Source organism: Methanoregula sp., assembly GCF_041645475.1.
In the GTDB taxonomy this organism is placed as follows: Archaea; Halobacteriota; Methanomicrobia; order Methanomicrobiales; family Methanospirillaceae; genus Methanoregula.
The window spans coordinates 1-24,822 of sequence record NZ_JBAZQA010000020.1 but is presented as its reverse complement, the minus strand read 5'-3'; the positions used below and the strand labels follow the sequence as shown (position 1 = coordinate 24,822).

Genomic DNA, 24,822 nt, shown 5'->3' with positions numbered 1-24,822 from the left:
CCTCTCATCCCTTGTATCTGTCTCTCGTTTCAGAGAATCTTAAAACCGGATCTTGTCCAGGTCTGCGATGATCTCCGCAACTGAAGAATACCGGTCACCTGGTGCTTTTTTCATACACCTGAAAATGATTGCCTCTATCTCTGCAGCATTCGGATTATCCATCGTGAGCGGAGGCGGGCTGTCATGGAGGATAGCATGGGTGACTTCTCCCATCCCCCCACCCATGAATGGCACCCTTCCGGTCATCATCTCGTAAAACAGGACTCCCACCTGGTAGATGTCGGTCCACGGCCCCGGCTCGCCGTAGAGATTCGGGGCCAGTTGTTCCGGTGAAGCATACTCCAATGAAAACCCGATGATGCCTGATTGTTTTGTACCTTCGGCCTTGGCAAGACCCCAGTCCGTAATTTTTGGTAAACCGTCTGGTTTGATAAGGATATTTCCGGGTTTTATGTCCCGGTGGGCTATCCCCTGTCCGTGCGCATACCGGAGTCCCTGTGCCACACCTCTGATGATTGTTGCAATCGTCTTCTGTTCGAGAGGGAATTTCATGGATGCAAGGGACGATTCAACGAATTCCATCTCGATGTATGGTACCGGGAAAATATTAGCTCCATAGATCTCGACAATATTCGGGTGGTGGAGGCTCTGCCAGACGTGAAGTTCCTTGGTGAACTGCGTGCCGGTAACCTCATCGAACCGGATCGGCACTTTCACCGCAACGTCCCGCCCTTCGACCGGATCCCACGCCCGGAAGACCCGGCAGGCCCCTCCTTCAGCAAGGTATTCTGCCCCGGGATATTTTTTCTCCAGGGCGGGAGGCAGGTGGGCCGCGTAATGGTGGAGCCCCTCTGAATCATCCCGGGCTGATGGCACCGTTTTTTTCACGACCGTTGTATTGCCCCCCGTGTTTTCTTCGCGCTCCTGTACATATGTCTCGTTTCTTTTTCGTTTTCGCTCGTACCAGATACCGGCAACAGCGGATATGATCAGGGCTATGGGGACAATCCACCAGAACTGGACGAGATTTACGGGGAATGGGGGTGGACCGATATTTGTATTACCCGGGCCTGAAGCCGGGAACGGATTACTCTCCGGGATTGTCGCACCTGGTCCTGTGCCAGGTATTGTAGGTAGAGATCCTGCCACTGTTGGCACAGAACCGGGTACTGAACCATGTCCTGCATTTGGGACTGATTCAGGTGCTGTGCCCGGCTGCTGCTCTTCTCTCCCGATAACCGTATACATCCCCGGCGGGCTGATCAGGGGGGCCCTGTCGATCAGGGAGCTTTTACTCATGGAGTCCTTTGCGTCCAGAAGGCTGGTGATATTCCGCTGGACTGGATGGGGAACCGATCCGATCCCGTTGCCGGTTGTGGAACTCCCGGTATATTTCTTCCAGTAATTCCCAAGCGAGTTGATAAATGTCTTTCCCTCGTACTGGTATTTCGATGGCCGGCCGGACCAGGTTGTATCCCCAGACTGGCTTTCAACATCAACGGGATTATCCAGGTAATTGAGAGAAAACACATTTACCTGCGATTCCTGATCGAGAACAATACCAACCGTGTTGTTGACAAGACTGTTCCTGACAAACTCGTTGTTGACAGCGGATTTTAGGAGAATTCCCTGCTCAAAACCGCTGATACTGACATTGGTGATCTCATTGTTGTCCGACTGGACAAGTATGCCGCAAAGTCCGTTCCCGGTGAGAATCATCCCGTCTATGGTAATCCCTTTTGCAGTAAGGTTGATCCCCGTCCCGCCCCGGTTCACGACCAGATTCGGGGGATTGTTGGTATCCAGCGCACGCACGGTAAGCGGGCGGTCTATGACCAGGTTCTCGTAGTAGGTTCCCCCTTTTACAAGAATGGTATCGCTTACGTTGGCAGCATTAATAATACTCTGGAGGGAGCTGGCGGTGCTGTTTCCGTCATATACAACAACCGCAGCGGTTACCGGCAAAACAAAGATGAGCAGGCAGGTCAGGATGAGTATGCCTCTGGAGACTCTCATTCCCGATCCCAATCCATTTTTCTGATCTGATACCGGCTCTTTTGCCATCGGCTCACTCATTTACGATGAACAGGAACCGTGCGGCGTCCTCACCCATTGCAAGGTCGATGATGTCACCGTTGTTCAGTGCGGTCTTGTGCATGGGAGCGATAAGTTCTGTATTCACGTAGGTTCCCCCGGAACTTCCCCGGTCCTCGATCTGCCAGCCGGTTCCCGACCGTATGAGGATTGCGTGGGGTTTTGTTATCCTTGTCACCGCCACGTACTCTTCCGGCAAAACGATGTCCCCTTCGCTCGTCTTCGACGGGGCATTAGCATCTGCCCTGCCAAGAAGGATTCGCTCTTTTTTTAAGAGGAACGTGTGGCCTGCCCCACGACCTTCAATGAGATGGAGCGCCGGGCAATCCTTCCCGGACTCCTTCAAAACTGCAGCCCGCACGTCGTTGAGACGACCCTGGATCTCCCCATATCCTATCGGGATATTGATGCGGGAGAATACGCCCATGTTCTTGATGAGTGTCTCAAGGCCTCCTTCAGCAAGGGAGAATTTCCAGACCGGGTGGATACCCTTTGCGGTCTCCCGCCCGAAGCCCGCTTCTTTTTTTACCAGGCCGATATTGACCAGCTGATCGATGTGTTTTTTTGAATTTGCGTAACTTGTATCAATGCGGGATGCGATCTCGCTTATCTCTTTTGGCTCTTTTTCTATGACTTTGAGTATCTTCAACCGGACGGGATTGGACAGCACTTCCAGGTACTCTGATAACTCCTGCAGGAATGCAGGATCTGTTGAAATGCAGACAGTTGCTTTATCGGCCATTATCGATACACCCGTTCTTGGTTATCCTACACCCGACTATACGGGGTGTCCTTAATCATACTATCATTGTGCGGGATAAAATAGGTTGGTATTTCCCGCCTCCCTGATATGGTTTTTCCGGGAGTAAGGGGGTTGCTTCTCCCTGATATGCCGACGATATATGATCCGTTCGGGTTCAATACATCCCTTCCCGGTTTCATCATCTCACCGGGACTGTATCAACAATATATCCGTCTGTACCCTGATACGGGAGAACCACTCTTTGAGACACTGGTGATAATGGTATGGGAATCACGATATTTGCGGGAGCCGTTTTCCGCAGGAAAAACCGGGAACCTGGGGAGCGACAGGTATGACTCACAACAATCCGTGGTTCCTTATTACGAACGAGGAGATCGAAACAATACGGAACCAGTTGCAGTTTTTCAGAAAAGACCTTTCCGGCTCCGGCCTGAACCGTGTCCAGGATATCGATAACCTGCTCCGGGACATACGGGATCGCCGGCCATGACCTGTATGGCCTTTATCCGAAAAAACCGGGCTGAGCTGGCTCTTACCGCGATCCTCCTCCTGTCCCTCCTCCTCAATCTCTGGAATCTCTGGAATCAGGGGATCTCCAATGAATACTATGCAGCTGCCGTAAAGAGTATGCTCGAAAATCCCCGCATCCTTTTTTTCAACTCGTTCGACGCGGCAGGTTTTGTCACGGTTGACAAACCTCCCGTAGGACTCTGGGCCCAGGTTGCCTCGGCCGCACTTTTTGGGTTCTCCGGCCTCGCTCTTGTCCTTCCCCAGGCACTTGCCGGTGTCGGGTCTGTCGCCCTTGTGTACCTTATCGTTTCCCGCCCGTTCGGAAAACCAGCCGGGCTCCTGTCGGCGCTTGCCCTTGCGGTGACACCGATTTTTGTTGCGGTCTCACGGAACGGGACCATGGATGGGCTGTTGATTTTTGTTCTCCTCCTTTCCCTCTTTGTGGCCCTGAAAGCGGCGCGGGAGCAGTCCCTGCCGTGGCTTCTTGTGTCCGTGGGGCTTATCGGTATCGGGTTCAATATCAAGATGATCCAGGCTTTTATCATCGTGCCTGCGGTCCTTTTCCTCTACCTGATGGGAACCCGGAGCCTTCCCCTGAAAACCCGGGCGCTTCATCTTGTCCTGGCAGTCCTGGTTCTCCTCATCATCTCTCTCTCGTGGACGGTTGCCGTCGATCTGATCCCCCCGGCCGAGCGCCCCTATATCGGGGGAAGTGGCGATAATACCGTCTTTGGTCTTATCATCAATTACAATGGGATCCACCGGCTGGAAAACGGTATGACCGGACTGGGAGCTGGGCCGGGATCTGCACCTCAGCTGGGTGGGATGATCCCCTCCCAACAGGATGGATCTTTCGGTATGCAGATGCCGGATAACCGGACTCCCACCCGAACCTTTGACCCTGCGTCACAGGTTGGCCGGGGACCTCCGGATGAGGGTGCATCACCGTTTATGGGGAGCAGCCTTTCCAACGCACCCGGCGCACCGGTATCTGCCATCAGGGGCCCGGGTGGGATGATGGGAGATAACGGGACACCCGGCCTATTCCGGCTCCTGTCAGAAGGTCTTGCCGGCCAGATCAGCTGGCTTCTCCCCTTTGCCCTCCTCGGGCTTCTTGCCCTGTGGCGGCGGCCGGCATCGCTCTCGGTTGAAGGAGTCGGGGATGCAGGGCTGTTTACTGACCGGGGGCTGACCGTTACTGCGCTGTGCCTCTGGCTGGTCCCGGGACTTCTTTATTTCAGTTTCACCACCGGTTTCTGGCACTCCTATTATCTCGCTACTATCGCTCCACCCCTTGCAGCACTGGCCGGGATAGGTGCCGTGGCAATGTACACGGCCTATCGCGGGGAAGGGTTGCCGGGATGGATCCTGATCGCCGCTATCCTGATCACGGGGATTGTCCAGACCTGGATTCTTCTGTACGATGCTGAATGGTCGGGGGCACTCATTCCCGTGGTTGCCTTCGGGACTCTTGTCCTCACCCTCGTACTTGCCGCCCTTAAACTGCGGAAGACTCCCCGTGACGGTTCGTTGCCCAGAGTTGCTGCAGGTATTGCCGTAGCCCTGCTCTTTGTTGCACCCACTGTCTGGGCCTGCACACCGATGATTTATGGAAGTGGTAATTTCCTCCCGTCGGCAGGTCCTCAGCTTGACCAGGGAAGCGGTGGCAGGGCCGGGGGTGTCAGTCTTCCCGGGCAGGGAAGCAGCATATCGCAGCTTGCAGAATACCTGGAATCCCACACAACCGGCGAGACCTGGCTTGTGGCGGTGCCAAGCAGCCACGAAGCGGCCTCCCTGATCCTTGAGACCGGAAAACCGGTCATGGCCCTGGGAGGTTTTTCCGGTTCCGACAGTATACTCTCGGTTGAAAATCTCACATCCCTGATCCATGCGGGAAAAGTCCGCTATTTTTACACCCCGTCCACTGCGACCGGTGGGGATCGGACATCCGGCAATTCCGAGATCTTTACCTGGGTGAGCAGCCACTGTACGGCTGTTTCCTCTTCAGAGTATGGCGGTACCGGCACCACTCTGACCGATGATATCAAGGCCATGTCAGGATCCATCACACTGGACACTCGTTCCGCAACAGCGGGGATTACCCCTCCTTCCGGCTCCAGCGGAACTATGGCCGGGCCACAAGGCACCCGGAACACCCTGTATGACTGTGCCGGTGCGTTATGATGCCGGAAGTTCCTCGAAGAAATAGACGGAACCCGGCGGGAGTCATCTCATCTCCCGAACACCCGGGGGTATCTTCACCAGGGGAGTGATCCTGTGTCCACGAGGTTAACCCTGTTTCCTGCAGGGGGGATAACGCTGTTTCGAAACGAGAGGATTATCGGGTTCTTTCTCATCGGTGTCATAGCCTCGCTGATCGACATCGGCCTTTTGTACTTTTTTACCTCCTGTATCGGAGTATGGTACCTTCTTGCGGCAACGCTCTCCTACTGCTGCGGGATTGTTGTCAGTTACCTCATGAACAAGTTCCTTACGTTCCACGATAAAAACCGGCATTATGGTATCCAGTTCACGGCGTTTGTTATCATTTCCTTCAGTTGTCTCCTCGTTAACATCTGTATCATCTGGCTTGCGGTAGCGTTTTTTTCGGCTGATTACCTCCTGGCAAAGGTGTTTGCCACCTGTTGTGCATTTTTCTGGAATTATTACGGGCAGAGCAGGATCACGTTCTCTCCAGCATAAGGATCAGGTCTGCATCATGGAATCCGGGAATTCTGCAGGAAACGAAGAAGACATCCGGCTCCGGATATCTCACCCCAGAGAAATCACCGGTCCCGCATCAGCAACCAATAAAATCCGGGCCCGGATTTACCAGGACCTGAAGGATGAGGCACGAAACCAGACCCGGATTGCCCAGAAATTAACCCGGTTATACGCCATAGATGGTTGTTTATCTTCACGAGAACGATAGCCTGTTCAGATTGCCGGAAATCTGCCCTGTTTTTTCCTTTAATCCGGAACTATTCCGTAAGGTATTCAAGAGTAACGGTGAGATTATTCTGGTTAGGAGCGTGACAACTCATGGGATCGACCGCCACAATCATGGCAGCTGCAATGGTGCCTCTCATTATCCTCATCGCCAGGATCTTTGAGACCAGTCTTGAGACCGTCCGTACTATCTACATTGCCCGGGGGCATGCAAACCTTGCATCCTGCATGGGCATTGTCAAGACCGGGATCTGGCTTCTCTCAACGGGACTTGTCCTGACCAACCTTACGGATTACTGGAATATCCTTGCGTACCTCGCGGGGTACGGGATCGGAACCCTGCTGGGTATGCAGATTGAGAACATGATCTCGATCGGTGATGTTATTGTCCGGCTGATTACCCCGAACGATCCCCAGCCGCTCATCACTGAACTTTCGACCCATGGGTACGGTATGACCCGGCTTGAAGGCACCGGGACGTTCTCGCACACCGTAAGTGTCATTCTCATGATCGTCCCCCGGACCGAGTTGTCCCGGCTGCTTGGCATCCTGTCGAAAGAATACCCGGATATCCTGTATACGGTCGAGGATGTACGGAATATTAAGCAGGGCGCAAAGATCTTTTACAAGGATCCCAGGAAGGGGATCCTTGGTTTTTTCGGGATGTAGTGCCTCGAACAGAAGCTCTATAGCCACATCCCGCCATCATCTCCATCAGGAGAACTGGTGATGGCAGAGAAAAATAATCCGACCGGTGCCCTGCTTTCAATCTTCAGCGTGCGGACCGGGGAGGTTGAACAGGTCCTGCCGGTAGTAACATCTGATGAGATCTGGAAAACCCTGTTGCCCCCCGAACAGTTTGCCATTGCCCGTGGCAAAGGAACCGAATATGCCTTCACCGGCAAATATCATGCCTGGAAAGAGCCCGGGATTTACTCCTGTATCTGCTGCAGGACCGATCTCTTCTCTTCAAAGGACAAATTCGATTCCGGTACCGGCTGGCCGAGTTTCTCTGCACCGGTCTCCCAGCTCAACATCCGGACCCGGACCGATCGATCGGGTGGGATGGAGCGCACTGAAGTCCTGTGCGCCCGGTGCGGTGCCCATCTCGGTCACGTCTTCGATGACGGCCCCAAACCCGCCGGCAAACGATATTGCATGAATTCGGGAGCTCTGGATTTTTACCGGTATCCCTGATCCGGCTGCTATCAGTACCCCCTCCTGAAAACCCCGACCCCTGAGAATTCGTCTATGCGTATCGGCTACCCCTGCATCAACCGTTCGATCGGCTGTTCCCCCTCAGGTACCTTCCGTCTTGCCTCGTATTCCCCCGAACGGCTTGAAAATACGGTGGAGAGAAACCTTGCCTGCGTTTCAGAAACGCTCCGGTATAATGTCCGACATGGTCTCCTCTTCTTCCGGATCTCGTCTGACATGGTCCCGTTTGCCTCCCACCCGGTCTGCACGTTTCCGTGGCAGGAGCGTTTCAAAAAATCCCTCTCGGACATTGGGTTGTTCATCAGGAAACACCGCTTCCGGATATCAATGCATCCGGACCAGTTCGTTCTCCTCAACACGCCAGACTGGGATGTACTCGCCCGGAGCATCGCCGAGCTTCGTTACCACGCGGAAATTCTCGACCTGATGGGTCTGGATGAGACGGCGAAGATCCAGATCCATGTTGGGGGAGTCTATGGAGATAAACCCGCAAGCATGGAGCGGTTTGTGAACAATTACGATCTTCTCGATGCCTCCATCCGGTGCCGACTCGTTATTGAGAACGACGAACGATTGTATTCCGCAGATAACTGCCTGGCTCTCCATGATCGAACAGGAGTACCGATCCTTTTCGATTCATTCCACCATTCCCTCAACAACAACGGAGAACGCATTCCTGACCTGCTGGAACTGATCCGTACAAGCTGGAAAGAACAGGACGGGATTCCTATGGTTGATTACAGTTCCCAGCAGCCAGGAAAGAGGGTTGGTGCCCATACAGAGCATATCGATGCCGGGAATTTTTCAGCATTTCTTGCGGAGACACGTGATTTTGATCTCGATATCATGCTCGAGATCAAGGACAAGGAAGCGAGTGCCCGGACCGCCCTCTCCCTTGCCCGGGATGATCCCCGTCTTATTCCCAGCCCCGGCCCGGAATGATATTATCCATATTCCCCTCCAATGGGTATACCACCCATGGATATCATCACCATCCTCATTCTCGGCATCGCTCTCTCGATGGACTGTTTTGCGGTCTCTCTCGCTCTTGGTACAACCACGAAGTCCCGGCTTGCCTATACTGCCGCGTTCATTGCCCTCTTCTTCGGCATATTCCAGGCAGGTATGACCGTTGCCGGGTGGGCTGCGGGAGCCGCTTTTATCGGGTTCATCTCCATTTACGCACCATGGATCGCGTTCATCCTCCTGGGATTCATCGGCTGTAAGATGTGCTGGGAAGGCATCAGTGGAAACGGTGAATCTCGCCTGGGCAACCTGCACCTGGTGCCGGTCATTATCCTCTCCCTTGCAACGAGCATCGATGCGCTTGCAGTCGGGGTGACTTTTGGCATTCTGGGATCCGCCGTTCTCATCCCCGCCCTGATTATAGGATCGGTATGTTTCCTCATATCGTTTGCCGGCGTGATGCTGGGCGAGCGTCTGGAAGATCTTCTTGGCAACCGGATCGAGATCGCCGGTGGTCTCATTCTGATTTTGATCGGTATCAAGATCCTTGCCGAGTCAGTTTTCTTCTGAATCTTTCACGCGGCATTTCCCATTCCTCCCGTTACTGGGTTTTTCCAATGGGAGTGGAATGCTATCCTTATGATAATTGCGTGGGGGTGTTGTTGGTACGATGAACTATCCGGCAAGCACCTTTGTTCATCAAAAAAGAGGTTATGCGGGCATTCACTCCCTCAATCATCTTCCTTCTTCTTCCAGACATGGAGCACCCAGAGAAGGGAGGTCATGGTTGCGACTATGGTTGAAAGGATAAGCAGTGGCAGGTACCACCACTGTGCTGCCATCGTACCTTCCATGATCCCGCTTCCCGCAATTGTTGCAATTGTATTGGGGACGAGAAAGGCCGTTCCGAGCACCGTGAGGTAAGCGGTCACAAGGGCAAAGCGGTTGTTTAAGCTCTGGAGCTGGTTATTGTAGATGCTCTGCATGACTTCAAGACCTGAAGAGAGCACATTGGACATCTGCTCCGTAAGCTCGATGTGGCGATCAATGTTGTCCGAGAGGATGCCTATCCTGCCGAGCAGTTTCTCGTCATTGGTGATCAGGTCGGCATCCCCGTACCGGAGCGAATCGACCACGTCTTTTGATGCCCAGAGCACGTTCAGGTAATCGATGAGTACGTGCTTCATGTGATAAATATCGTGGGCGATCTTCTTCTTGGCTAAACTCTCTTCAATGAGCGATCTGCTGATCGCATCCCCGTGCATCTCGATCTCCCGCAGGTACTCGAAGTTGCGGTCATTGTTCTCGTCAATGATCCGTTCAAGCATGAGGGTGATCTTATCCATCGTGCTTTCGGAGGCGATGCGCTTGAAGAACTGCTGGGCGTACCGGGAGAACCTGAGCAACCGGTTGATCTCCTCGGAATGAATGGTGATGACGAGGTTTTCGCGGATAAGGATGAAGAGGGGGTGAACGGTCATCTTCTCGATTTTTACCGTCACTGAAGGGAGCATGATGCCAAGCTCAGTATCGTAATCCTCGTATGCAGAGTAAAAGCCGGTGGTCAGTTTGGGGATGGGAATCTTGCTGAATCCGGCGGTCTGGGCGATTAGTTCTATCTCGTGTTCATCATCATTGGTACTATAATCGATCCATGCAACGGAGGCTTTGCGAACCGCTTCGAGGTATTCTTCAAGCGGTCGATCTACCAGACGTTCGATCCTGCCATCCTGATTGAGGATGATGCAGAAACTCAACGGTAAGGGTCCGGCTGGGGGGGATTGTTGCGGCGTACTCTGCATTTTCATATCAGTGCCTCGTGGATCGCGTCCTCTCTGATAACTATCGTACGAATTATTGATGCAGGAAGTGTATAATAAGTAGCCTGAATGGTGTCTGGCCTTTTCGCAGGGACCGGTAACTGACTGCTCTTATCCTATTGGCAATACCCTGTCTCTCGTCTCATTCGGCCATGATCCTGTAACCGCTGCTTTCTATCTGCCGAATACAACCCATAACGCTAATATCGGATACCGTCTCATCATCCCGTATGAATACATCTCGTTCAAGCGGCCTTGCCGCGTGTGCAGTCCTCTTGGTAATTGCCTGTCTGGTATTGCCGGTGTCGGGTGCTGTCAGTGTCGGAGCAGCACCCGCATCAACTACTGCTGCCTCGACAACAACCGCAGCAGCGGTTGCCACTGTCACCTCTGCAAAGCCGTTCATCTCTGCAACGGTTTCCCCTGCGGATCCTGTGGTCGGGACACCAGTAACTATCAGTGGGGTAACCTCCAATGCAAATCTCTCTGCAGGGGTCCAGGTCTGGATCTTTGCCGGCAGCTATGTTAATGTCTCAACAGTCCCGGTCAATGCTGACGGGACATTCTCGAAGACCTATAGCACCACCGGTTTACCCGCGGCAACATACTATGTCTTTGCCCAGAGCCCCGGAACTGATGGGATGTTCGGCATTACCATGCAGTCATCCGGGCAGTATGCCGGCCAGGTCGTGAACACCAAGACCGGTGCAGCCATCTTCACTTTTACGGGAACGGGCAGTGTCCAGGATGCAGCTGCGGCAGCTGCACTCTCCGATGCAATCAACCTGCATGGCGGGGATGATGTTTATACCAAACTTACGTTCAATCTCGTTTCCCCTCCTGCTGCACCCGTCACATCCACGAGCCTGCAGACCATCCCCTCCACAGCCCCTGCCACCACCAAATCCCCCCTTCCTCTGGAACTGACCGGGATTGGCCTTATCATCGGTATTCTTGGGGCAGTGCTTGTTACCAGAAAATAATTTTTCCTCTTTTTCCTTTGTTCCCAGCAGGCGCCTTCAGGTTATGAACCTGGCTTCACGGCTCGTTCTAAAATTGCCCGCTCACCGGAGTTCCCTGGCCTGTGTCATGCATCTCCTGTTCTTCTGCTGGGAATGGTTTATCATCTTCATGGTTCTTCATTATTGCAAGACACATAAAAGATCGTGCCGGAAGGAGGCAAAATCATGATAAATCTTCGTTTTTACCGGATCTATGATATTGGGCGGGAAATCGATCTCGACTGGCTGGAGCGGGCCCTTGCCCAGAGCTATTTCACGGCAAGGACAAGTTTTGTACGGGTCAAGCCCAAATCCATCATGCTCGAAGATCCGCCGCTCATGATCCAGATGCACCCGATCCGGGTGGAGCGGGACGGCAGACCCTTTGAATTCAATGTTGTTGCCCGGGTGTATGATATCGGGGCTATCAGTTTCTGTTTCGTGTACGACAACACGGACGCGGATTTTACCGATCTTGAGGAGATCGCATTCCTGTTTGCAGGCCAGGAAGGGCTTGCGGAGTTCTATGTCCAGTACCTCAAGACCCTGGGCGAGATCATACGCCCGCATATCAAGAACTTTGCCATCAATCCCGATTTTTTCGAGGACTATTCCATCTACGTGACGGACCGTCGCGACGACTCCATTGACCCGGTTGCCCTGCTCATCGGGGAAAAGAGGGCCATATCTCCTCAGATCCGAGATGAGATCCTCAAAAACTCGCTCAGTTATACCACAGATGACCTTGCGATTCTCTCCTGGGACTCGGCGCTCCTCTGCAACCCGGAGAGCCCCACCGATCTCATCGATCTCATCGAGTTTGCGAACGTGCAGGTGCTGGAGCTGCGGTATTACGACCGTGAACTGACCCGTGAGATGGAGAAGATGTACGACGACATCGAGCATGCGGACCGGCAGTCGCAGTTCCGCAAGAGCCGCCAGTACCACGCGATCATGGCAAAGCAGATGGAGACCTATGCAGAGGTATCTGAGATCATTGAGAAGGTGAACAACCTCATCAAAGTGACCGAGGACGTCTATTACGCCCGGGTTTACGCAACGGCACTCAAGGTTCTCCGAAGCGGCCTCTGGAGCGAGAGCGTGAGCCGTAAAATCGATGTGATCCGGGAGAACTACTCGATGCTTTCCGATGAGGTTCGCATCCAGCACTCCAATTTCCTCGAATGGGTAATTATTATCCTGATCGCCCTTGAGTTCGTGCTGGCAATCTGGCAGACGCTCCGGTTGGGGGCAGTTATCGGTGCCGTTTGAGTGTTTCCGGTGTGGTGAGTGCTGTCACCACCTCGGGCACGTTCATTCCATTTTGGAATCGTACGGGAATTATCGCTTTTTAATCTACAACCAGTACACCGGGGAAGAGATTCCGGTTGAAGTTGATCCGGACAAGCGGGAGATCTTCGAGGACAAGAGTATTTTCTCAACATTGCCGGATGCCTGCCCGTTCTTCCGATACCAGCCTGGAAGCAAGCTGGCGTACTGCACGGTCCACCAGACCCGCCCGGAGATCTGCCAGGATTACCGGTGCTGGCGCCTCCTCATCCTCAACCATAATGGACGGCGCGTCGGGCGTATCAGGTATATCCGGACACTCTCTTCAGATGACCCCCATTTAACCCGTGTTTGGGAGCGCTGCATTGAGAACGATGCGGAACCGGATGATGCGGTCTGGGAGACCGGGATGATACGGATACTCACCCGCAACGGGTTTACCGTGCTGAAATAACTCCCAGGATCCGGATATTAAATTCTCCTGTTTTATTGTGAAGGAATCAAGCATGGAATTTCCTGCCTGTCGACCCCAGTATCGTTCATCCTGTCCATGGATGAAATGATACAAACAGAACCTGCCAGGGCAACGGTGACCTACCGTGAGGAACGATGCATATCGAAAAAATCGTGAAAAAAGTTCAGAGATACCGGTTTTTCCTCAGCCAGTCTGCCTGGGGGGGGAGGTACCGGTAAATGATATCGCATTTCTCGTCCTGGAACGACCACGGGGTGACAAGGACAATGTCCCCTTCCCGGATCCAGGCGCGCTTTTTGATCTTACCCTTGATCCGGCCCATGCGGGTTACACCGTCATGGCATCTCACCCGGATATGGTTTGCACCCATCATGAGTTCTGCCATAGCGAACTGCTCGTTAAACCGTTTCCTGGGCAATCTGACCCTGACGACCGGTGAACCGTCTTCGTTTACTGCGTTCGGGTCGGCTTCTTCATCATTATTAGTATTATTCCTAATGCAGACAACTCCATTGCACTATTTGAATGATGTCGGATACAATGAATGTATGTATTACCGGCCCCGTGCACCGGGCCGGAGTACCTCTTCGATTTGATCCCCTCCGCCCGTTGCCTGTTTTCACTTTCTCCCCGCACGCTCCACCCATTAAACCCTCCCTGCTCCTCAGAACCTCACAGGAATGATCGGGAAAGGCGCGTATCTCCGCGAGCTCACTGCAGCCACCCTGCAGATGAACTCTGTTACTGTCGGGAAAGAACTGGAAGGCAGTTCCCCGCCATCGGTATTTATCGGGAGCTGGAATTACCCGGACGTTTATGCGGGGCCCATGATCGCTCCCATGCACGGGGATACTTCGGTGATGGATATGCCCGAATCCTGGATTTGCGGCAACAAGACCCAGGAGGAGATTATCGGGTACCGCCTCAACCTTGTCCGGGGCAAGCACCAGGTCAATGCCCGTAATCTTGATGATCGCTTTATTGAGAAACTCCAGGAGATTTCCCTGTCAGACTCGTCTTTGGAAAGTGAGATCCAGTTTACGAATGTCCCTACAGGGCAGTCGTTCTCTGAGGAGCACACCCCGTTCGGGCCGAGTGCCCCGGTCGAGCGGTTCGATATCGAGACCGGGAGGTGGGACCGGAACCTCGAGAAGGTCTATTACGATACGGATCTGAATGCGCGGGAGGCGGTGACCGATCTTCACCGGAAAGGTCTCCCGTTCTCCAGCATCCAGAAAGCGTTCTCCACCGGCGTTATGGGGCGGGGGCCGGCCCGGCACCTGGTTCCTACCCGCTGGTCGATCACCGCCTGCGATACCCTGATCGGTGATAACCTGCTCAAAGAGGTGAAAAAATGCCCGGTCATTGACTCGTTCCGGGTGCACGAGTTCTCCAGCCTCAACAACAATTATGCGGTCATCCTGATGCCGACCGGCTGGCAGTACGAGTGGTCGGAGGCGTTCCTCCACGTTCTCGCCAGCGAGGAGTATGTCTTCTCGGATCATGAGGGTACCCGGAAAAAAACAGAGTACTCCCCGCTTGGCGGCTGCTACTATTCCTGCAAAATGGCAGTCCTCGAAGCCCTGGCACAGGAACAGAAACAGGCAGGTGCAATCGTGGTCCGGGAAGCCCTCCACGGGTATGTCCCGCTCGGCGTATTCAATGTGCGGGAGAATGTCCGGGCTGCCCTCCGCCAGACTGCGACCGAGTTCGAGGATATCCGATCGGCCTTAACACATATCTCTGAAACATTCACGCTCCCGGTGCAACGGTTCATTGATGAGGGTGAACTGCTCCGCACTATGCTCCGGCAACGGCAGAGCACCCTGAATGACTTTCTTCCCGCAGCCCGCTGACATGACTCCGGTACCAAAATCCCCCGCTTATCTCAATCCTGCGATGGTTCCTGGTTCCCTGGACACGTCCCTTCAAAGAATCATCCTGCACCTGGATATGGACAGTTTCTATGCCTCTGTCGAGATGCAGAAACGTCCCGAACTCCGGGGGAGACCGGTGGTCATAGGTGCAGACCCGAAGCAGGGATCCGGCCGGGGCGTTGTCTGCACGTGCTCGTATGAAGCCCGGGCGTTCGGTGTCCATTCTGCACTGCCCATCTCGCGGGCCTTTGCCCTCTGCCCCCATGCGGTCTTTCTCCGTCCGGATTTTGCCCTGTACTCCTCGGTCTCGGAATCGGTGATGGAGATCCTCCGGTCCTTTGGGTTCCGGCTCCAGCAGGTCAGTATCGATGAAGCCTTCCTGGACATCAGTTCCCTCGGCGGGTATGCCCGGGCAGAGGATCTCGCCCTGGAAATAAAGTCAAAAATCCTCTCCCGGCTTGGCATCACGTGCTCCATCGGGATAGGGCCTGGCAAGGCTGTTGCAAAGATCGCTTCGGATTTTAAGAAACCCGACGGGCTGACGATAGTTCTTCCGGAGCATCTGGAGGCGTTCCTTGGGCCGCTTCCGGTCCGGAAGATCCCGGGGATCGGGGAAAAAAGCGAAAGGGAATTATCGGTGCTTGGGATCAAAACCATAGAAGACCTCATGAGGGCCGATCCACGGATACTGGTATCCCGGTTCGGGCGTGGGGCGGTCTCTCTCCTCAACAGTGTCCGTGGAATTGACGAACGCGAGGTCTGCGAAAATACCGGGGCCCGTTCCCTCTCCCGCGAGACAACGTTCGAGTCGGATACGGATGATATCCTGGTGATTGGCGAAACGTTTGGCAAGCTTGCAGAGGCTGTCAGCCGGACCCTTTCAGAAGAACATCTCCGGTGCAGGACCGTGACCGTGAAGGTACGCGATCAGGGTTTTATCACCCGGACAAAAGGCCGGACCCTGTCCCATTACACTACGGATCCCGCGGCTATCAGTGCCTGTGCACGGATGCTGTTCCAGGAAATATACGATGGGGGGAAAATCCGGCTCCTCGGCATCCGGCTTTCCTCTATCGACAAGCCGGATGCCTGCCAGATGACCCTTTTTTAAGGAACATTCCGGACCGGTGAGGGATACATTCCTTATAGCAAAATAATCAGGTTTCCTTCTGTCCTGTAATCCCGACAAGCCCAAGAACGATGAGGGCAAGGCCCGCAGTGACGAATGTCCCGATCACCGATAACAGGGGGTTTGCCGTAAAGAACATCTCCCGGACCGGGTAGATCATGAACGCGACGGCGAAAAGAACGGTTCCCGAAAACAGGAACGGGTGGCTGGAGTATCCACGACTGAGCGATGTGATTATGAGAGACCCGCACGCGAAGAAATACAGGAACGTGACCAGTGTCTGGCCCGTGAAACCCCGGGTAAGGATGATTCCTGCCGGAATGATAAGGGAGATTACCAGAATTCCCAGAATGTATTGGGGTGCACAGGATTTTTTCGGAAGCCCGTTCTGGTATGCAATCATCAAAACCAGGATCGAAGCAATGATTCCCATATCGATCAGGCTCGGGAAGACCTCGGCCCGAAGTCCCATGGCTACATTGAAGTACCAGGCAATGTTCGCTATGCCCCAGAGAGCAAAGGCTCCAGCGGCATAGGGCATGACGCTGTGACGCCCACACCGGAAATAGAGGAAGCAGATGACCCCTGCCCCCCCGCAGGCTGTGATGATCTGCAGGTAGTTGCTGATTGCAAGGAAAACCTGCTGGGGAAGGAGAAGGATGAGGATGGTGAGCATTGCCGCAGCGGCAAGTATCATCCAGAATGTGCCGGAGATCAACCGGTATGAACCAGGGGGGCAGATTCGGGGATTAGTGACCGGTTTATCCATTATACGTTTTTTTATTATTCCCGTATGAAGATACCTGCAGCTCCATGTCCGGGGGTTCAGGTACTACCGGATCCCTGCACCGGTTCTGCGACAGTCCTGATGTAGTGCTCAATATCCTCTGTCTCGACCGTAAAATCCATGACTCCCTGCAGCAGGGCAATACCGCGTGGATCATCTGTCGGGAGTGCCAATCCCTCCTCTGCCAGTATCACTCCTGCAACCGCTTGTGCTGTCCGTTTATTCCCTTCGCGGAATGCCGGATACGCGCACAGGAAATACATGGCAGAGGCTGCCCGGGCGAGCGGTTCCGTCAACAGGTTTGCCTGGAAGACCATCTGGTGCAGGTTTCCTTCGGAGAGTACACGGGCATCACCGCCATCCCGTGTCATGATCCCGGCATGGATAGCAAGTAGTTGTTCAACGGTGAGATCGTGCATCCGGTATCCGGTTGGGGGGGCGTGTTATGCAAAGGTTGCGGTTTTTCCCGGTAATCTGCCCTCCGTCCCTGCGCAAAGGAAAAATCCCCGCATGAAAGCATCAATCTCATCATCTTTGCCACCTGAACTTTCAGTATATTACCTGTTGAGGAGATCCTGTGAACGGAATGAATCTTGAGATCTTTGATGCCATGACCGATGAGGAGAAACACCAGTACCTGGAGTTCCTTCTCTGGCATTACCGCGTTGTGGATGCGTTCTGGTTTATCGATGTCACGGAACACTATGGCCAGCCGGTGGCAGAGAAGATCAATGAACAGGTCTGGGGCAAGGTTGCAGGAATGGCAGCAAAGGACATCGTACGCCGGTTTTCCATTACTGAACAGGGACTAGCCGGTTTTGTCCGGGCCCTGCGCCATTTTCCCTGGGCCATGATCGTGGGGTACACGATCGAAGAGCGGGAGGACGAGGTCATCATCTCGGTGCCGTCCTGTCCCACGCAGGAAGCCCGCCTGCGCCGGGGCCAGGGAGAATATGTCTGCCGCGAGATGCACCGGGCTGAATTCACGTCATTTGCGCAGGCAATCGATCCCCGGATCCGGGTGGAGTGCCGGTTCGCGCCGCCGGATCCTCACCCAAAGGAGATGTTCTGCCAATGGCGGTTTTTCTTAGGTGAATAGGGATCCGAAGGCGATCTCCACCCATTTTTTTCACCCCTTATCGCGCCGGATCCCGGTAACCACTCTTTCCCTCAGGCAATACGGTGCTTCGTATTGGGAACAGACTATTTCATGGTCGATCCCATGTATGATGTGACATGATTCTGCTCTCTGACCTCACTCTGTTTCTCATCGCGTACGCGGTTCTCAATGTCATTGTTTTCTGTATCTACGCCCGCGACAAGTACCAGGCAAAACGTAACGCGTGGCGGACCAGTGAGACGATGCTGCTCTCTCTCGCACTTGTTGGTCCTTTTGGGGCATTCGCTGCCATGATCCTCTTTCACCACAAGACCCGGAAGCTCAAATTCTGCCTTGTTCCCCTCTTCCTCTTCATCCATCTCACCATTGGCTGGTATTTCCTCTCCGGGAGGTAGCCCCGCAAGAAACCCCGGGTTCTGACCCGTCGGGATGGGAGCCGGTGGCCTGAGGATGTGCCATCTGAACTTCAGACCATGCCTCTTTTATACCGGGCTTTTCTTATGTTCCTAAGATGAGAACCAACAGACACCGCTATTTTCTCGACCTTGCTGCCCGGTGCGCCCGCCAGGGGACATGCCTGCGCAGGAACTTCGGCGCAATCATTGTCGATGAATTCAATACGATCGTCTCCACGGGCTACACCGGTGCCCCGCGCAAGCAGATGGACTGCACGGAACTGAACCGCTGCTGGAGAAAAGAGCATAATATTCCCTCCGGGTCCAATTACGAACGGTGCCGGAGTGTCCATGCCGAGATGAACGCTCTCCTCCAGGCCGGGAAGAGTGCCCGGGGCTGCACGCTCTATCTCTCGGGATTCGATGTCGAGACCGGTGAGACCACCCTGATCTGGCCCTGCTTTCTCTGCTCGAAGATGATCGTGAACAGCGGTATTACAAACGTGATCATGCGGACCGGTGAGGAGACCTATAAGGAAATGGACCCGATGGTCCTCTACCAGATGCGGAGCCGGGAATCCCTTGGCGAGGATACAAAGTAACTTTTTTACCGTACGTGATCTTTCAAAAGAGTTCGGCACATCTTAAAAAACATCTCTGTTCCTGTACGTTTGCATCAGCATCGAGCCGGTCCGTACTGGAATTGTAAAACCCGTATAATCACCAGGAGGGGGGTAGCCCCCCTCCCCCCCACAGCAAAAGACTGATGATGGGGGTATCCCCCCTGCCTCTTCCGGAGCAGGGAGGGGGTCTGCCCCCCCATCCCCTCGCAGGAAATCCGGGCTGCTTATCATTTCTGGGTATCTCAGGAAAATCGTTGTCACGCCGGAGTCTCCATGCAACGTTGTGGTGGTCCCGCTGAAAACCCGTGTGGGCACTCATGTATGAGAAGGGGGAGTAGCCCCCCCTCCCCCCTGCCACAACAACTGATATGGGGGATACTCCCCCCACCTCTTCCAAAGCAATCAGGGGGTCACCCCCCTCCGTGATCAAAGTGACTGGGGGGTATGGGGGTGTCTTAAAACGTAATCGCGTTTCTGGTTGTCATTCCGGTCTGAATAACGATACCAAGGCGGATCTTCAATTGTTTCCACCGGTTTTTTTAGTGAATCCCATGCGGCTGCTGGTTGGGAATCAGAACAGAAAAGAGCGGTTCCACTCGCAGGTAAAGGTAAAAACATCTTAACGTGAGAAAGAGTGTAAAAAATTTAGAACCGGGGTTTCCGGTGCTTCGGGAGGCAGTCACGGCAGTAAACCGGGCGGCCTTCGGTTGGCTTGAAGGGAACTTCACATTCCTTTCCGCAGTCTGAACAGGTGCATTTTGTCATTTCACGCGGGCCGCCGAAGTCTCTAGGACCTCTGCTGCCACCAAAATTATTCGATCCGAACATGGTTATTTCTCATACAGTCGTTTGTATAACTGTGTTACAATAGATGACGTAAGAGTATAATAAGCAGTGTGTTGGTGCACAGGAAAACTCCTGGTATGGGTGGGTTCAGATCCGGTTTTCCCGTCCCCCGAACGATCCCCGATGACCCCTGCAGCAATGACCATTGCGGGAATCCTCATGTAGCGCACCCGATCTGGATGAAATAATCTGAAGGCGGCATTACGGGTATGCCGGCAAGCCCAGAATCCCGGGCCCCCGGTTCATGAAACGCCAGAGCGTTCCCGTGATAACGGCCCCGCGCGCATAGGGTGGGGAAGCGCGGGAGAAGAACCGGATCATGAGGATGGCCGCAGGGAATGGGATACACTATGTCAGAAATCCGGCTCCGAACCGGTGGATCCAGATATTTCCCGCTCAGACTTTTATAGGTACTTCAGAAGTTATTGCAGATCTTATATCAAGGGATCATGTCTGATCCAGTTGGGATTTGTACTGGTCTTGCCCATGAGATTCCCGTTCATGCCCGCGTGCGCCGTATCTCGGTGTAAATCGAGACGAGCGAGAGGCTGATCAGGTTGAGGGTGGTTGCAGCGTACCACAGGATCGACTCGGCCGGGGGAAGCCGGGCAATCCACCCGGACCAGAGCATGGCACAGATGAGGGCGAACGTAATGAGAGTGTCCACCCCCAGGAAGACGAGCGGCATTTGAAAGAACCTGCCCAGCTGCGCGAGCGTGCAGTACTCGAACCGGGCTGGTACGTGGAGGAGGTCCAGCGTGGATCTCCCGACATTCATCAGGAGATCGGCAGTTGCCCAGAGAACGATCACCGCCCCAAGCCCAAGGATTATGCCTCCCTCCTGCATCCCGCTTCGCAGGGCCGTGATGCCAAACAGGAGCTTGAATGCACAAAACGGGATGCCTATCGTGAAGCTTAAAAAAAACGGTCGTAAAAAAAACCGCTGGATCGTATCCAATCCGTCGGTAATAGTTCCAGTCTCTTCCGTAATTTTCTCCCGGGACATGATCGGACAGCCGTGATCAAGAAATACTGCCGCGGAATGTAATAAGGGAATCGGGTCCCTGCTCAAGCCGGTCTTCAATCTGGAGCGAAACAACAATTATCCCAGCGGTGAAAATACTAGAGACCTTAAAGGTGAATTACATGGGAATTTTTGACAAATTAACCGGAAGCAAACCCGTAACGCTCAACCCGAAATCAGCACTCGTCCTCTCGGCCATCACGGTCATTGCAGCAGACGGTGTCATCGATGAAGCGGAGATCAACGACCTTGCAAAGATCGTCCGCGGCGACCGCAAGTCCATCGAGACGGCAATGGCTGTCTTAAAGGCAAACAAGTTCCCCGGCGTCATCGACATGGTTGCTGCGGTGCTCGACGAGAAGCAGAAACTTGCAACCCTTGCAATCCTCTGTGATCTTGCCATGTCCGATGGTGTCCTTGCCGGCGAGGAGAAGCAGATCCTCCAGATGTACATGGACAAGTTCGGCGTTCCGGAAGCAACCCTCAAGCCGATCATCGAGGCCATTGCAATCAAGAACGATTTCTCAATCTTTTCATAACTTTTTTTTAATCCCGAAAATGGTTGGTCCGTATCCCCGATTGCCGAACCTGAAACGTTAGTTCTTCCTGCGGATCGCCCAGAGTCCTGTGCCGATAGCGATCAGAACCATCACGGGCATGGGGTTTGCATGGGTGGCTGGCGGGACCGGTGTTGACGGAGGAGTTGTTGCGGCCGGGAGCGTACTAATTCCGGTCGGTTCCGGCGTCAGTTGGACCGTGGGGGTTGCGATGGGTGTTGTGACTCGCGGTGTTGCCGGGGTTGTCCGGGAATACACCGTTTCTTCCACACGGTCATTTCCTCCGGACGGGGAGTCCGGGTTCTCGGTTTTCACGGAAAAGGACCGTGTTGCGGTGGCAGATGATGTCAGGAACGTGACAATCGCCTGCCCATTCGTACCGGTTGTGACCCGCCCGTAATAGCTGGTGTTTGGCATTATGGGAGTTGAGGCTGCCACATCATCGAGAATCGTGCGACCATTGCCATTGTAATAGGCATAGGAACCTATGGGGTATGGTCCTCCTGCGGGGTCCTGCTCAACATTGAGCTGGTTTGCCTGGACAACGGGCGGCTGATCGCCCGGCTTTCCGCTCATGGAATAGGTGCGGGCCAGCCAGAAGTAGTAGGGTGTATTGGGTGTACCGGTGATCGTGATGGAGAACCGTCCCCCCCTCGTCAGGGCATTCCCGGTCGATCCCGTGTCTCCCGAGACCGGTAATGTCACGAGGATAAAACAGGCAATGATGAGAAGGATCAGGAGCCGTGCCGGCCGGTGGGTCATGAGGTTATCATCTCTACTTTAGGGTGATCCCGCGGAGAGATATTTCCTTTGGTATCATGAACAACCCCGGGTTTGGGATCTGCATGTGATGTCAACTGTTCTGCTACAGGAACGATAACGTGTCATGATAGTGCACAGCTGAACCGGGTATCTGCAGAAAAGCCGGTCATTGTATTATTTTTATAGAATTTTTTAAATCCCGGGAGGTGATTACTGGTTATGTCGCCCCGAGTTCTGACTCCAAAAGAAAGTACTACGAAGAAAACCCCTCTGAAGAAAGGGCCCGGCATGGACCGTGACCGCCATCTCGAAGATGCCCGGCACCATCCCCTTGATCACCCGTTGCCGCATCCGCCTCACAAGACTCTTAAAAAGCCATTACTTCCCCCGGACCATACCACCCACACTCGCCCTCATGAAGATGCACTGGGTCCCCATACGGATAAACCGGGCCCTATCACTCCCGGAAAACAGACGATAAGGACCCGGATAAAAAAATAACGGTGCCTGTTCTTCAAAAACCGCCGGATGAGATCACTTTTTTTCCCGGTTTTTCCGGGCTTTAGTCCACCTCACGGTTTTATTGTCCACGTTTTGGTACGAACCTATGGGTGGCGATGCTGTTGGATCCGGTCTTTCCATAAACCTGCAGAGCGTTTATAGCGATCTTCCGGTGTCGTTTTCTGTTCCCTGATGCCCGCAATGCAGGGATAACGAGCACCTTTTTTTGATAGCTCCTCCCAAATGCCATGCATCCGGAAATGTTTAAATGAGAATTCCTGGAGAAATCCCCCCATACTGGATAAAAAAGGCGTAAATTAACGAAATCATTCTGGCATGAATGGTGAGTTTTCAGGAATCCACGGAAATTCTTCTGGCCGTCATCAAATCCGGCCAATTGAGAATCCTTTTATACCCCTTTTCTTCCACTGGAAAACGGGGTTTTTATGTCCCGATGCGGCAAAGAAAACGTTTCATGCCTTTTTTTTCTGGTGCGGGATCCTGATGGTTTCCGGGCGTGCGGACAGGAAACGATGGCAAGAACACATGGAATGATCCAGAGCCGCCTGTCAGCTCTTTCTGATGAATGGCAATCGATTCATGAATTCCGCTTCGGTATCCCGGCACGGCCGGATGGAATCCCCATCATGTCCGCAAATCCCGGTACTTCTCTAACCATTTTCACCATGGATCCTGGATTGTCAACAGCCTTCTCCCCTCCGGTCGCCTTATATTTCGTAGACAGAAACAAATGTAACAAACTTGAGTGTCTTCCGAATGCATTCCCAAACGAGCAGCCGGAAGAGATCAAACCGGAACAAATCTTCATTGATGGCTCTTGGTCCTCGTTGAACCTTTGAGAAGAACATCCATTGAAGATCCACCCACATATTCCTGAAGAGGAACGAGATTATTGTCAAGAGGAATTGGATTGGACCGGTTCAACAAATCTGTAGCCCGTCAGTCAATATCCGGATAGTATTTCCGGTACAATGCCTTCTGTTCTTCCATAATTTGTCGTAACAACCACTCCCGGGAAAAACCAGGAGTCTTGAAAACCGCGCTGAAAAAAGAGAATGAAAAATGAGGGAGTGGAAGGTTACTGTTTTCTGCTGACAACAAAGTATCCGACAAGTCCGACAATTGCAATAACCGCTATTGCGGGAACGAACGGGCTCTTGGGTGTTGTGGTCGGGGATGCTTTAGCAGCCGCCTGGGTTGCCAGAACCGTGGGGGCAGATACTGTTGTCGGAGTCTCCTGGATTAAGGATCCGTAGGTCTGGGCTGACGTGCTGTCGGGGGCGGTTTCATTCGTGACAAAGACCTGGAAGACGGTGAAATGCGTGGTTTTTCCGGAGATCGTGCGTGTTGCCGGGTCCACTTTTAACGAGGGGAGAGTGATCCATCCTCCTTTAGTGGTATCATAGTAATCGATAGCAACATTTGCAGGGTTGCCCCTAGCTACCTTCATCATGATATCCCATTGTCTTTGTGACAGGGTGAAGGTGATGGTAACCGCATTGCTGAATGTTGTACCATCAGGTGTACATTCAATGGCTAAGTCTCTTACTGAGAAACCTCTCGGATTCGCAGGAATCGGGTCGCCAAGACGGTTGGTACGATCTGAAACAGGTGTGATCGTTATCTCACCCTGAGAAAGACTAGAACCCGATGATGGCGTATGGACCGTAGTGTCCTGGGGGATAAACAGATCCGCGTTGACAGGCGAGTCCGTTCCGGTTTGGATATCATAGGGTTGCAGGGTCTGACCATTCTGGTTTAACAGGAGATTTTGTGTAACCTGGCCTGGAACTGCTGGGGCAACTACTCCAGCAGTTTTGGTACCTGGAGAAACACTGCCACCAGAGGTGCTGTCGCCACCATTGATCGGTGCTGGGTTCGGGCGGGTTCCCCTGAAGGTAAGGGTTTTATCGAGCACGGTAGAAGCACCGTCTTTGACCCTGATCGTGAGGAGCCCGCTGTTGATGTTGTTGACCGTAAAGGTAAGGTCCGAGGGATTGACACCGGCATCTGCAACCGTACCCCGTTCTGAGAAGTCTACGGTCACTGCCTGGGTGGGAGTGACTGGATAGCCAATGATTGAGATATTCTGAT

General features: G+C 53.6%; 27 protein-coding genes. 17 read left to right on the top strand and 10 right to left on the bottom strand.

The features are described from left to right. Positions 1-39: 39 nt before the first annotated feature. Together WC598_RS13565 and WC598_RS13560 are read right to left on the bottom strand one after the other, a co-directional pair. On the bottom strand, positions 40-2,016 hold the full coding sequence (locus tag WC598_RS13565) for a protein kinase (RefSeq protein ID WP_372962041.1): 1,977 nt from the start codon (positions 2,014-2,016) through the stop codon (positions 40-42). 52 nt (positions 2,017-2,068) lie between these two features. Further along, a complete protein-coding gene (locus WC598_RS13560; protein ID WP_372962040.1) occupies positions 2,069-2,836 on the bottom strand; it encodes an FHA domain-containing protein in 768 nt (255 codons plus the stop codon). A 352-nt stretch (positions 2,837-3,188) separates the two neighbouring features. Between WC598_RS13560 and WC598_RS13555 the strand changes: the two genes are divergently transcribed. From WC598_RS13555 to WC598_RS13525, 7 genes are all read left to right on the top strand, one after another. Next, the gene (locus WC598_RS13555; protein ID WP_372962039.1) at positions 3,189-3,347 is read left to right on the top strand and encodes a hypothetical protein; all 159 of its coding nucleotides are present in this window, start codon (positions 3,189-3,191) and stop codon (positions 3,345-3,347) included. Beyond that, the gene (locus WC598_RS13550; protein ID WP_372962038.1) at positions 3,344-5,551 is read left to right on the top strand and encodes a glycosyltransferase family 39 protein; all 2,208 of its coding nucleotides are present in this window, start codon (positions 3,344-3,346) and stop codon (positions 5,549-5,551) included. Before WC598_RS13555 ends, WC598_RS13550 begins: the two co-directional genes overlap by 4 nt. 93 nt (positions 5,552-5,644) lie before the next feature. Continuing rightward, a complete protein-coding gene (locus tag WC598_RS13545) occupies positions 5,645-6,070 on the top strand; it encodes a GtrA family protein (protein ID WP_372962037.1) in 426 nt (141 codons plus the stop codon). A 339-nt stretch (positions 6,071-6,409) separates the two neighbouring features. Beyond that, positions 6,410-6,985: a DUF2179 domain-containing protein gene (locus tag WC598_RS13540; RefSeq protein ID WP_372962036.1), complete on the top strand. Its 576-nt coding sequence runs from the start codon at positions 6,410-6,412 to the stop codon at positions 6,983-6,985. Positions 6,986-7,045: 60 nt separating this feature from the next. Beyond that, positions 7,046-7,513 carry a peptide-methionine (R)-S-oxide reductase MsrB gene (msrB, locus tag WC598_RS13535; RefSeq protein WP_372962035.1) on the top strand — a complete coding sequence of 156 codons (468 nt, stop codon included), beginning with the start codon at positions 7,046-7,048 and terminating at the stop codon, positions 7,511-7,513. 54 nt (positions 7,514-7,567) lie between these two features. Continuing rightward, positions 7,568-8,476, top strand: a complete 909-nt coding sequence (gene uvsE, locus WC598_RS13530; protein WP_372962034.1) for a UV DNA damage repair endonuclease UvsE — start codon at positions 7,568-7,570, stop codon at positions 8,474-8,476. A 36-nt stretch (positions 8,477-8,512) separates the two neighbouring features. After that, a complete protein-coding gene (locus tag WC598_RS13525) occupies positions 8,513-9,070 on the top strand; it encodes a manganese efflux pump MntP family protein (protein ID WP_372962033.1) in 558 nt (185 codons plus the stop codon). Between the two features lie 161 nt (positions 9,071-9,231). Here WC598_RS13525 and WC598_RS13520 read toward each other — a convergent pair whose 3' ends face one another. Beyond that, positions 9,232-10,257 carry a CorA family divalent cation transporter gene (locus WC598_RS13520; RefSeq protein WP_372962032.1) on the bottom strand — a complete coding sequence of 342 codons (1,026 nt, stop codon included), beginning with the start codon at positions 10,255-10,257 and terminating at the stop codon, positions 9,232-9,234. Positions 10,258-10,550: 293 nt separating this feature from the next. Between WC598_RS13520 and WC598_RS13515 the strand changes: the two genes are divergently transcribed. From WC598_RS13515 to WC598_RS13505, 3 genes are all read left to right on the top strand, one after another. After that, on the top strand, positions 10,551-11,303 hold the full coding sequence (locus WC598_RS13515; protein ID WP_372962031.1) for a hypothetical protein: 753 nt from the start codon (positions 10,551-10,553) through the stop codon (positions 11,301-11,303). Between the two features lie 204 nt (positions 11,304-11,507). Further along, a complete protein-coding gene (locus WC598_RS13510) occupies positions 11,508-12,593 on the top strand; it encodes a hypothetical protein (protein WP_372962030.1) in 1,086 nt (361 codons plus the stop codon). Continuing rightward, entirely contained in the window at positions 12,583-13,065 is a 483-nt protein-coding gene (locus WC598_RS13505; RefSeq protein ID WP_372962029.1) for a YkgJ family cysteine cluster protein, read from the top strand. Before WC598_RS13510 ends, WC598_RS13505 begins: the two co-directional genes overlap by 11 nt. Before the next feature lie 184 nt (positions 13,066-13,249). Here WC598_RS13505 and eif1A read toward each other — a convergent pair whose 3' ends face one another. After that, positions 13,250-13,585 (bottom strand): translation initiation factor eIF-1A, encoded by a 336-nt coding sequence (gene eif1A, locus WC598_RS13500; protein WP_372962080.1) that lies wholly within the window; start codon positions 13,583-13,585, stop codon positions 13,250-13,252. 181 nt (positions 13,586-13,766) lie between these two features. Here eif1A and WC598_RS13495 point away from each other — a divergent pair, with 181 nt between their 5' ends. After that, positions 13,767-14,942, top strand: a complete 1,176-nt coding sequence (locus WC598_RS13495; protein ID WP_372962028.1) for a hypothetical protein — start codon at positions 13,767-13,769, stop codon at positions 14,940-14,942. Position 14,943: 1 nt separating this feature from the next. Next, positions 14,944-16,074: a DNA polymerase IV gene (gene dinB, locus WC598_RS13490; RefSeq protein WP_372962027.1), complete on the top strand. Its 1,131-nt coding sequence runs from the start codon at positions 14,944-14,946 to the stop codon at positions 16,072-16,074. Positions 16,075-16,120: 46 nt separating this feature from the next. On the opposite strand, the gene WC598_RS13485 is transcribed toward dinB, so the two are convergent. Together WC598_RS13485 and WC598_RS13480 are read right to left on the bottom strand one after the other, a co-directional pair. Next, positions 16,121-16,861 (bottom strand): hypothetical protein, encoded by a 741-nt coding sequence (locus WC598_RS13485; protein ID WP_372962026.1) that lies wholly within the window; start codon positions 16,859-16,861, stop codon positions 16,121-16,123. 56 nt (positions 16,862-16,917) lie between these two features. Next, on the bottom strand, positions 16,918-17,298 hold the full coding sequence (locus WC598_RS13480) for a Fic family protein (protein ID WP_372962025.1): 381 nt from the start codon (positions 17,296-17,298) through the stop codon (positions 16,918-16,920). Positions 17,299-17,465: 167 nt separating this feature from the next. Between WC598_RS13480 and WC598_RS13475 the strand changes: the two genes are divergently transcribed. The 3 genes from WC598_RS13475 (at position 17,466) to WC598_RS13465 (ending at position 18,996) form a co-directional block, all read left to right on the top strand. Then, entirely contained in the window at positions 17,466-17,978 is a 513-nt protein-coding gene (locus WC598_RS13475) for a DUF6125 family protein (protein WP_372962079.1), read from the top strand. A 137-nt stretch (positions 17,979-18,115) separates the two neighbouring features. After that, a complete protein-coding gene (locus tag WC598_RS13470) occupies positions 18,116-18,394 on the top strand; it encodes a DUF1294 domain-containing protein (RefSeq protein ID WP_372962024.1) in 279 nt (92 codons plus the stop codon). Positions 18,395-18,510: 116 nt separating this feature from the next. Next, on the top strand, positions 18,511-18,996 hold the full coding sequence (locus tag WC598_RS13465) for a cytidine/deoxycytidylate deaminase family protein (protein WP_372962023.1): 486 nt from the start codon (positions 18,511-18,513) through the stop codon (positions 18,994-18,996). 666 nt (positions 18,997-19,662) lie between these two features. Here the strand turns inward: WC598_RS13465 and WC598_RS13460 are convergent. After that, positions 19,663-19,845: a CxxC-x17-CxxC domain-containing protein gene (locus tag WC598_RS13460; RefSeq protein WP_319376743.1), complete on the bottom strand. Its 183-nt coding sequence runs from the start codon at positions 19,843-19,845 to the stop codon at positions 19,663-19,665. A gap of 517 nt (positions 19,846-20,362) precedes the next feature. After that, the gene (locus tag WC598_RS13455; RefSeq protein WP_372962022.1) at positions 20,363-20,869 is read right to left on the bottom strand and encodes a hypothetical protein; all 507 of its coding nucleotides are present in this window, start codon (positions 20,867-20,869) and stop codon (positions 20,363-20,365) included. A gap of 140 nt (positions 20,870-21,009) precedes the next feature. Here WC598_RS13455 and WC598_RS13450 point away from each other — a divergent pair, with 140 nt between their 5' ends. Continuing rightward, positions 21,010-21,426: a tellurite resistance TerB family protein gene (locus WC598_RS13450; RefSeq protein WP_372962021.1), complete on the top strand. Its 417-nt coding sequence runs from the start codon at positions 21,010-21,012 to the stop codon at positions 21,424-21,426. A 57-nt stretch (positions 21,427-21,483) separates the two neighbouring features. On the opposite strand, the gene WC598_RS13445 is transcribed toward WC598_RS13450, so the two are convergent. Beyond that, a complete protein-coding gene (locus WC598_RS13445; RefSeq protein ID WP_372962020.1) occupies positions 21,484-22,206 on the bottom strand; it encodes a hypothetical protein in 723 nt (240 codons plus the stop codon). Between the two features lie 947 nt (positions 22,207-23,153). Between WC598_RS13445 and WC598_RS13440 the strand changes: the two genes are divergently transcribed. Continuing rightward, positions 23,154-23,567 (top strand): hypothetical protein, encoded by a 414-nt coding sequence (locus WC598_RS13440; RefSeq protein WP_372962019.1) that lies wholly within the window; start codon positions 23,154-23,156, stop codon positions 23,565-23,567. A gap of 239 nt (positions 23,568-23,806) precedes the next feature. On the opposite strand, the gene WC598_RS13435 is transcribed toward WC598_RS13440, so the two are convergent. After that, a partial coding sequence (locus WC598_RS13435) for a hypothetical protein (RefSeq protein WP_372962018.1) occupies positions 23,807-24,822 on the bottom strand: 1,016 nt, incomplete at its 5' end.

Excerpts from the sequence above, each read along its gene's own strand:
- WC598_RS13565 (WP_372962041.1), bottom strand. The coding sequence starts at position 2,016 with ATGAGAGTCTCCAGAGGCATACTCATCCTGACCTGCCTGCTCATCTTT.
- WC598_RS13560 (WP_372962040.1), bottom strand. The coding sequence starts at position 2,836 with ATGGCCGATAAAGCAACTGTCTGCATTTCAACAGATCCTGCATTCCTG.
- WC598_RS13555 (WP_372962039.1), top strand. The coding sequence starts at position 3,189 with ATGACTCACAACAATCCGTGGTTCCTTATTACGAACGAGGAGATCGAA.
- WC598_RS13550 (WP_372962038.1), top strand. The coding sequence starts at position 3,344 with ATGACCTGTATGGCCTTTATCCGAAAAAACCGGGCTGAGCTGGCTCTT.
- WC598_RS13540 (WP_372962036.1), top strand. The coding sequence starts at position 6,410 with ATGGGATCGACCGCCACAATCATGGCAGCTGCAATGGTGCCTCTCATT.
- msrB (WP_372962035.1), top strand. The coding sequence starts at position 7,046 with ATGGCAGAGAAAAATAATCCGACCGGTGCCCTGCTTTCAATCTTCAGC.
- uvsE (WP_372962034.1), top strand. The coding sequence starts at position 7,568 with ATGCGTATCGGCTACCCCTGCATCAACCGTTCGATCGGCTGTTCCCCC.
- WC598_RS13525 (WP_372962033.1), top strand. The coding sequence starts at position 8,513 with ATGGATATCATCACCATCCTCATTCTCGGCATCGCTCTCTCGATGGAC.
- WC598_RS13515 (WP_372962031.1), top strand. The coding sequence starts at position 10,551 with ATGAATACATCTCGTTCAAGCGGCCTTGCCGCGTGTGCAGTCCTCTTG.
- WC598_RS13510 (WP_372962030.1), top strand. The coding sequence starts at position 11,508 with ATGATAAATCTTCGTTTTTACCGGATCTATGATATTGGGCGGGAAATC.
- WC598_RS13495 (WP_372962028.1), top strand. The coding sequence starts at position 13,767 with ATGATCGGGAAAGGCGCGTATCTCCGCGAGCTCACTGCAGCCACCCTG.
- dinB (WP_372962027.1), top strand. The coding sequence starts at position 14,944 with ATGACTCCGGTACCAAAATCCCCCGCTTATCTCAATCCTGCGATGGTT.
- WC598_RS13485 (WP_372962026.1), bottom strand. The coding sequence starts at position 16,861 with ATGGATAAACCGGTCACTAATCCCCGAATCTGCCCCCCTGGTTCATAC.
- WC598_RS13480 (WP_372962025.1), bottom strand. The coding sequence starts at position 17,298 with ATGCACGATCTCACCGTTGAACAACTACTTGCTATCCATGCCGGGATC.
- WC598_RS13475 (WP_372962079.1), top strand. The coding sequence starts at position 17,466 with ATGAATCTTGAGATCTTTGATGCCATGACCGATGAGGAGAAACACCAG.
- WC598_RS13470 (WP_372962024.1), top strand. The coding sequence starts at position 18,116 with ATGATTCTGCTCTCTGACCTCACTCTGTTTCTCATCGCGTACGCGGTT.
- WC598_RS13465 (WP_372962023.1), top strand. The coding sequence starts at position 18,511 with ATGAGAACCAACAGACACCGCTATTTTCTCGACCTTGCTGCCCGGTGC.
- WC598_RS13460 (WP_319376743.1), bottom strand. The coding sequence starts at position 19,845 with ATGTTCGGATCGAATAATTTTGGTGGCAGCAGAGGTCCTAGAGACTTC.
- WC598_RS13455 (WP_372962022.1), bottom strand. The coding sequence starts at position 20,869 with ATGTCCCGGGAGAAAATTACGGAAGAGACTGGAACTATTACCGACGGA.
- WC598_RS13450 (WP_372962021.1), top strand. The coding sequence starts at position 21,010 with ATGGGAATTTTTGACAAATTAACCGGAAGCAAACCCGTAACGCTCAAC.
- WC598_RS13445 (WP_372962020.1), bottom strand. The coding sequence starts at position 22,206 with ATGACCCACCGGCCGGCACGGCTCCTGATCCTTCTCATCATTGCCTGT.
- WC598_RS13440 (WP_372962019.1), top strand. The coding sequence starts at position 23,154 with ATGTCCCGATGCGGCAAAGAAAACGTTTCATGCCTTTTTTTTCTGGTG.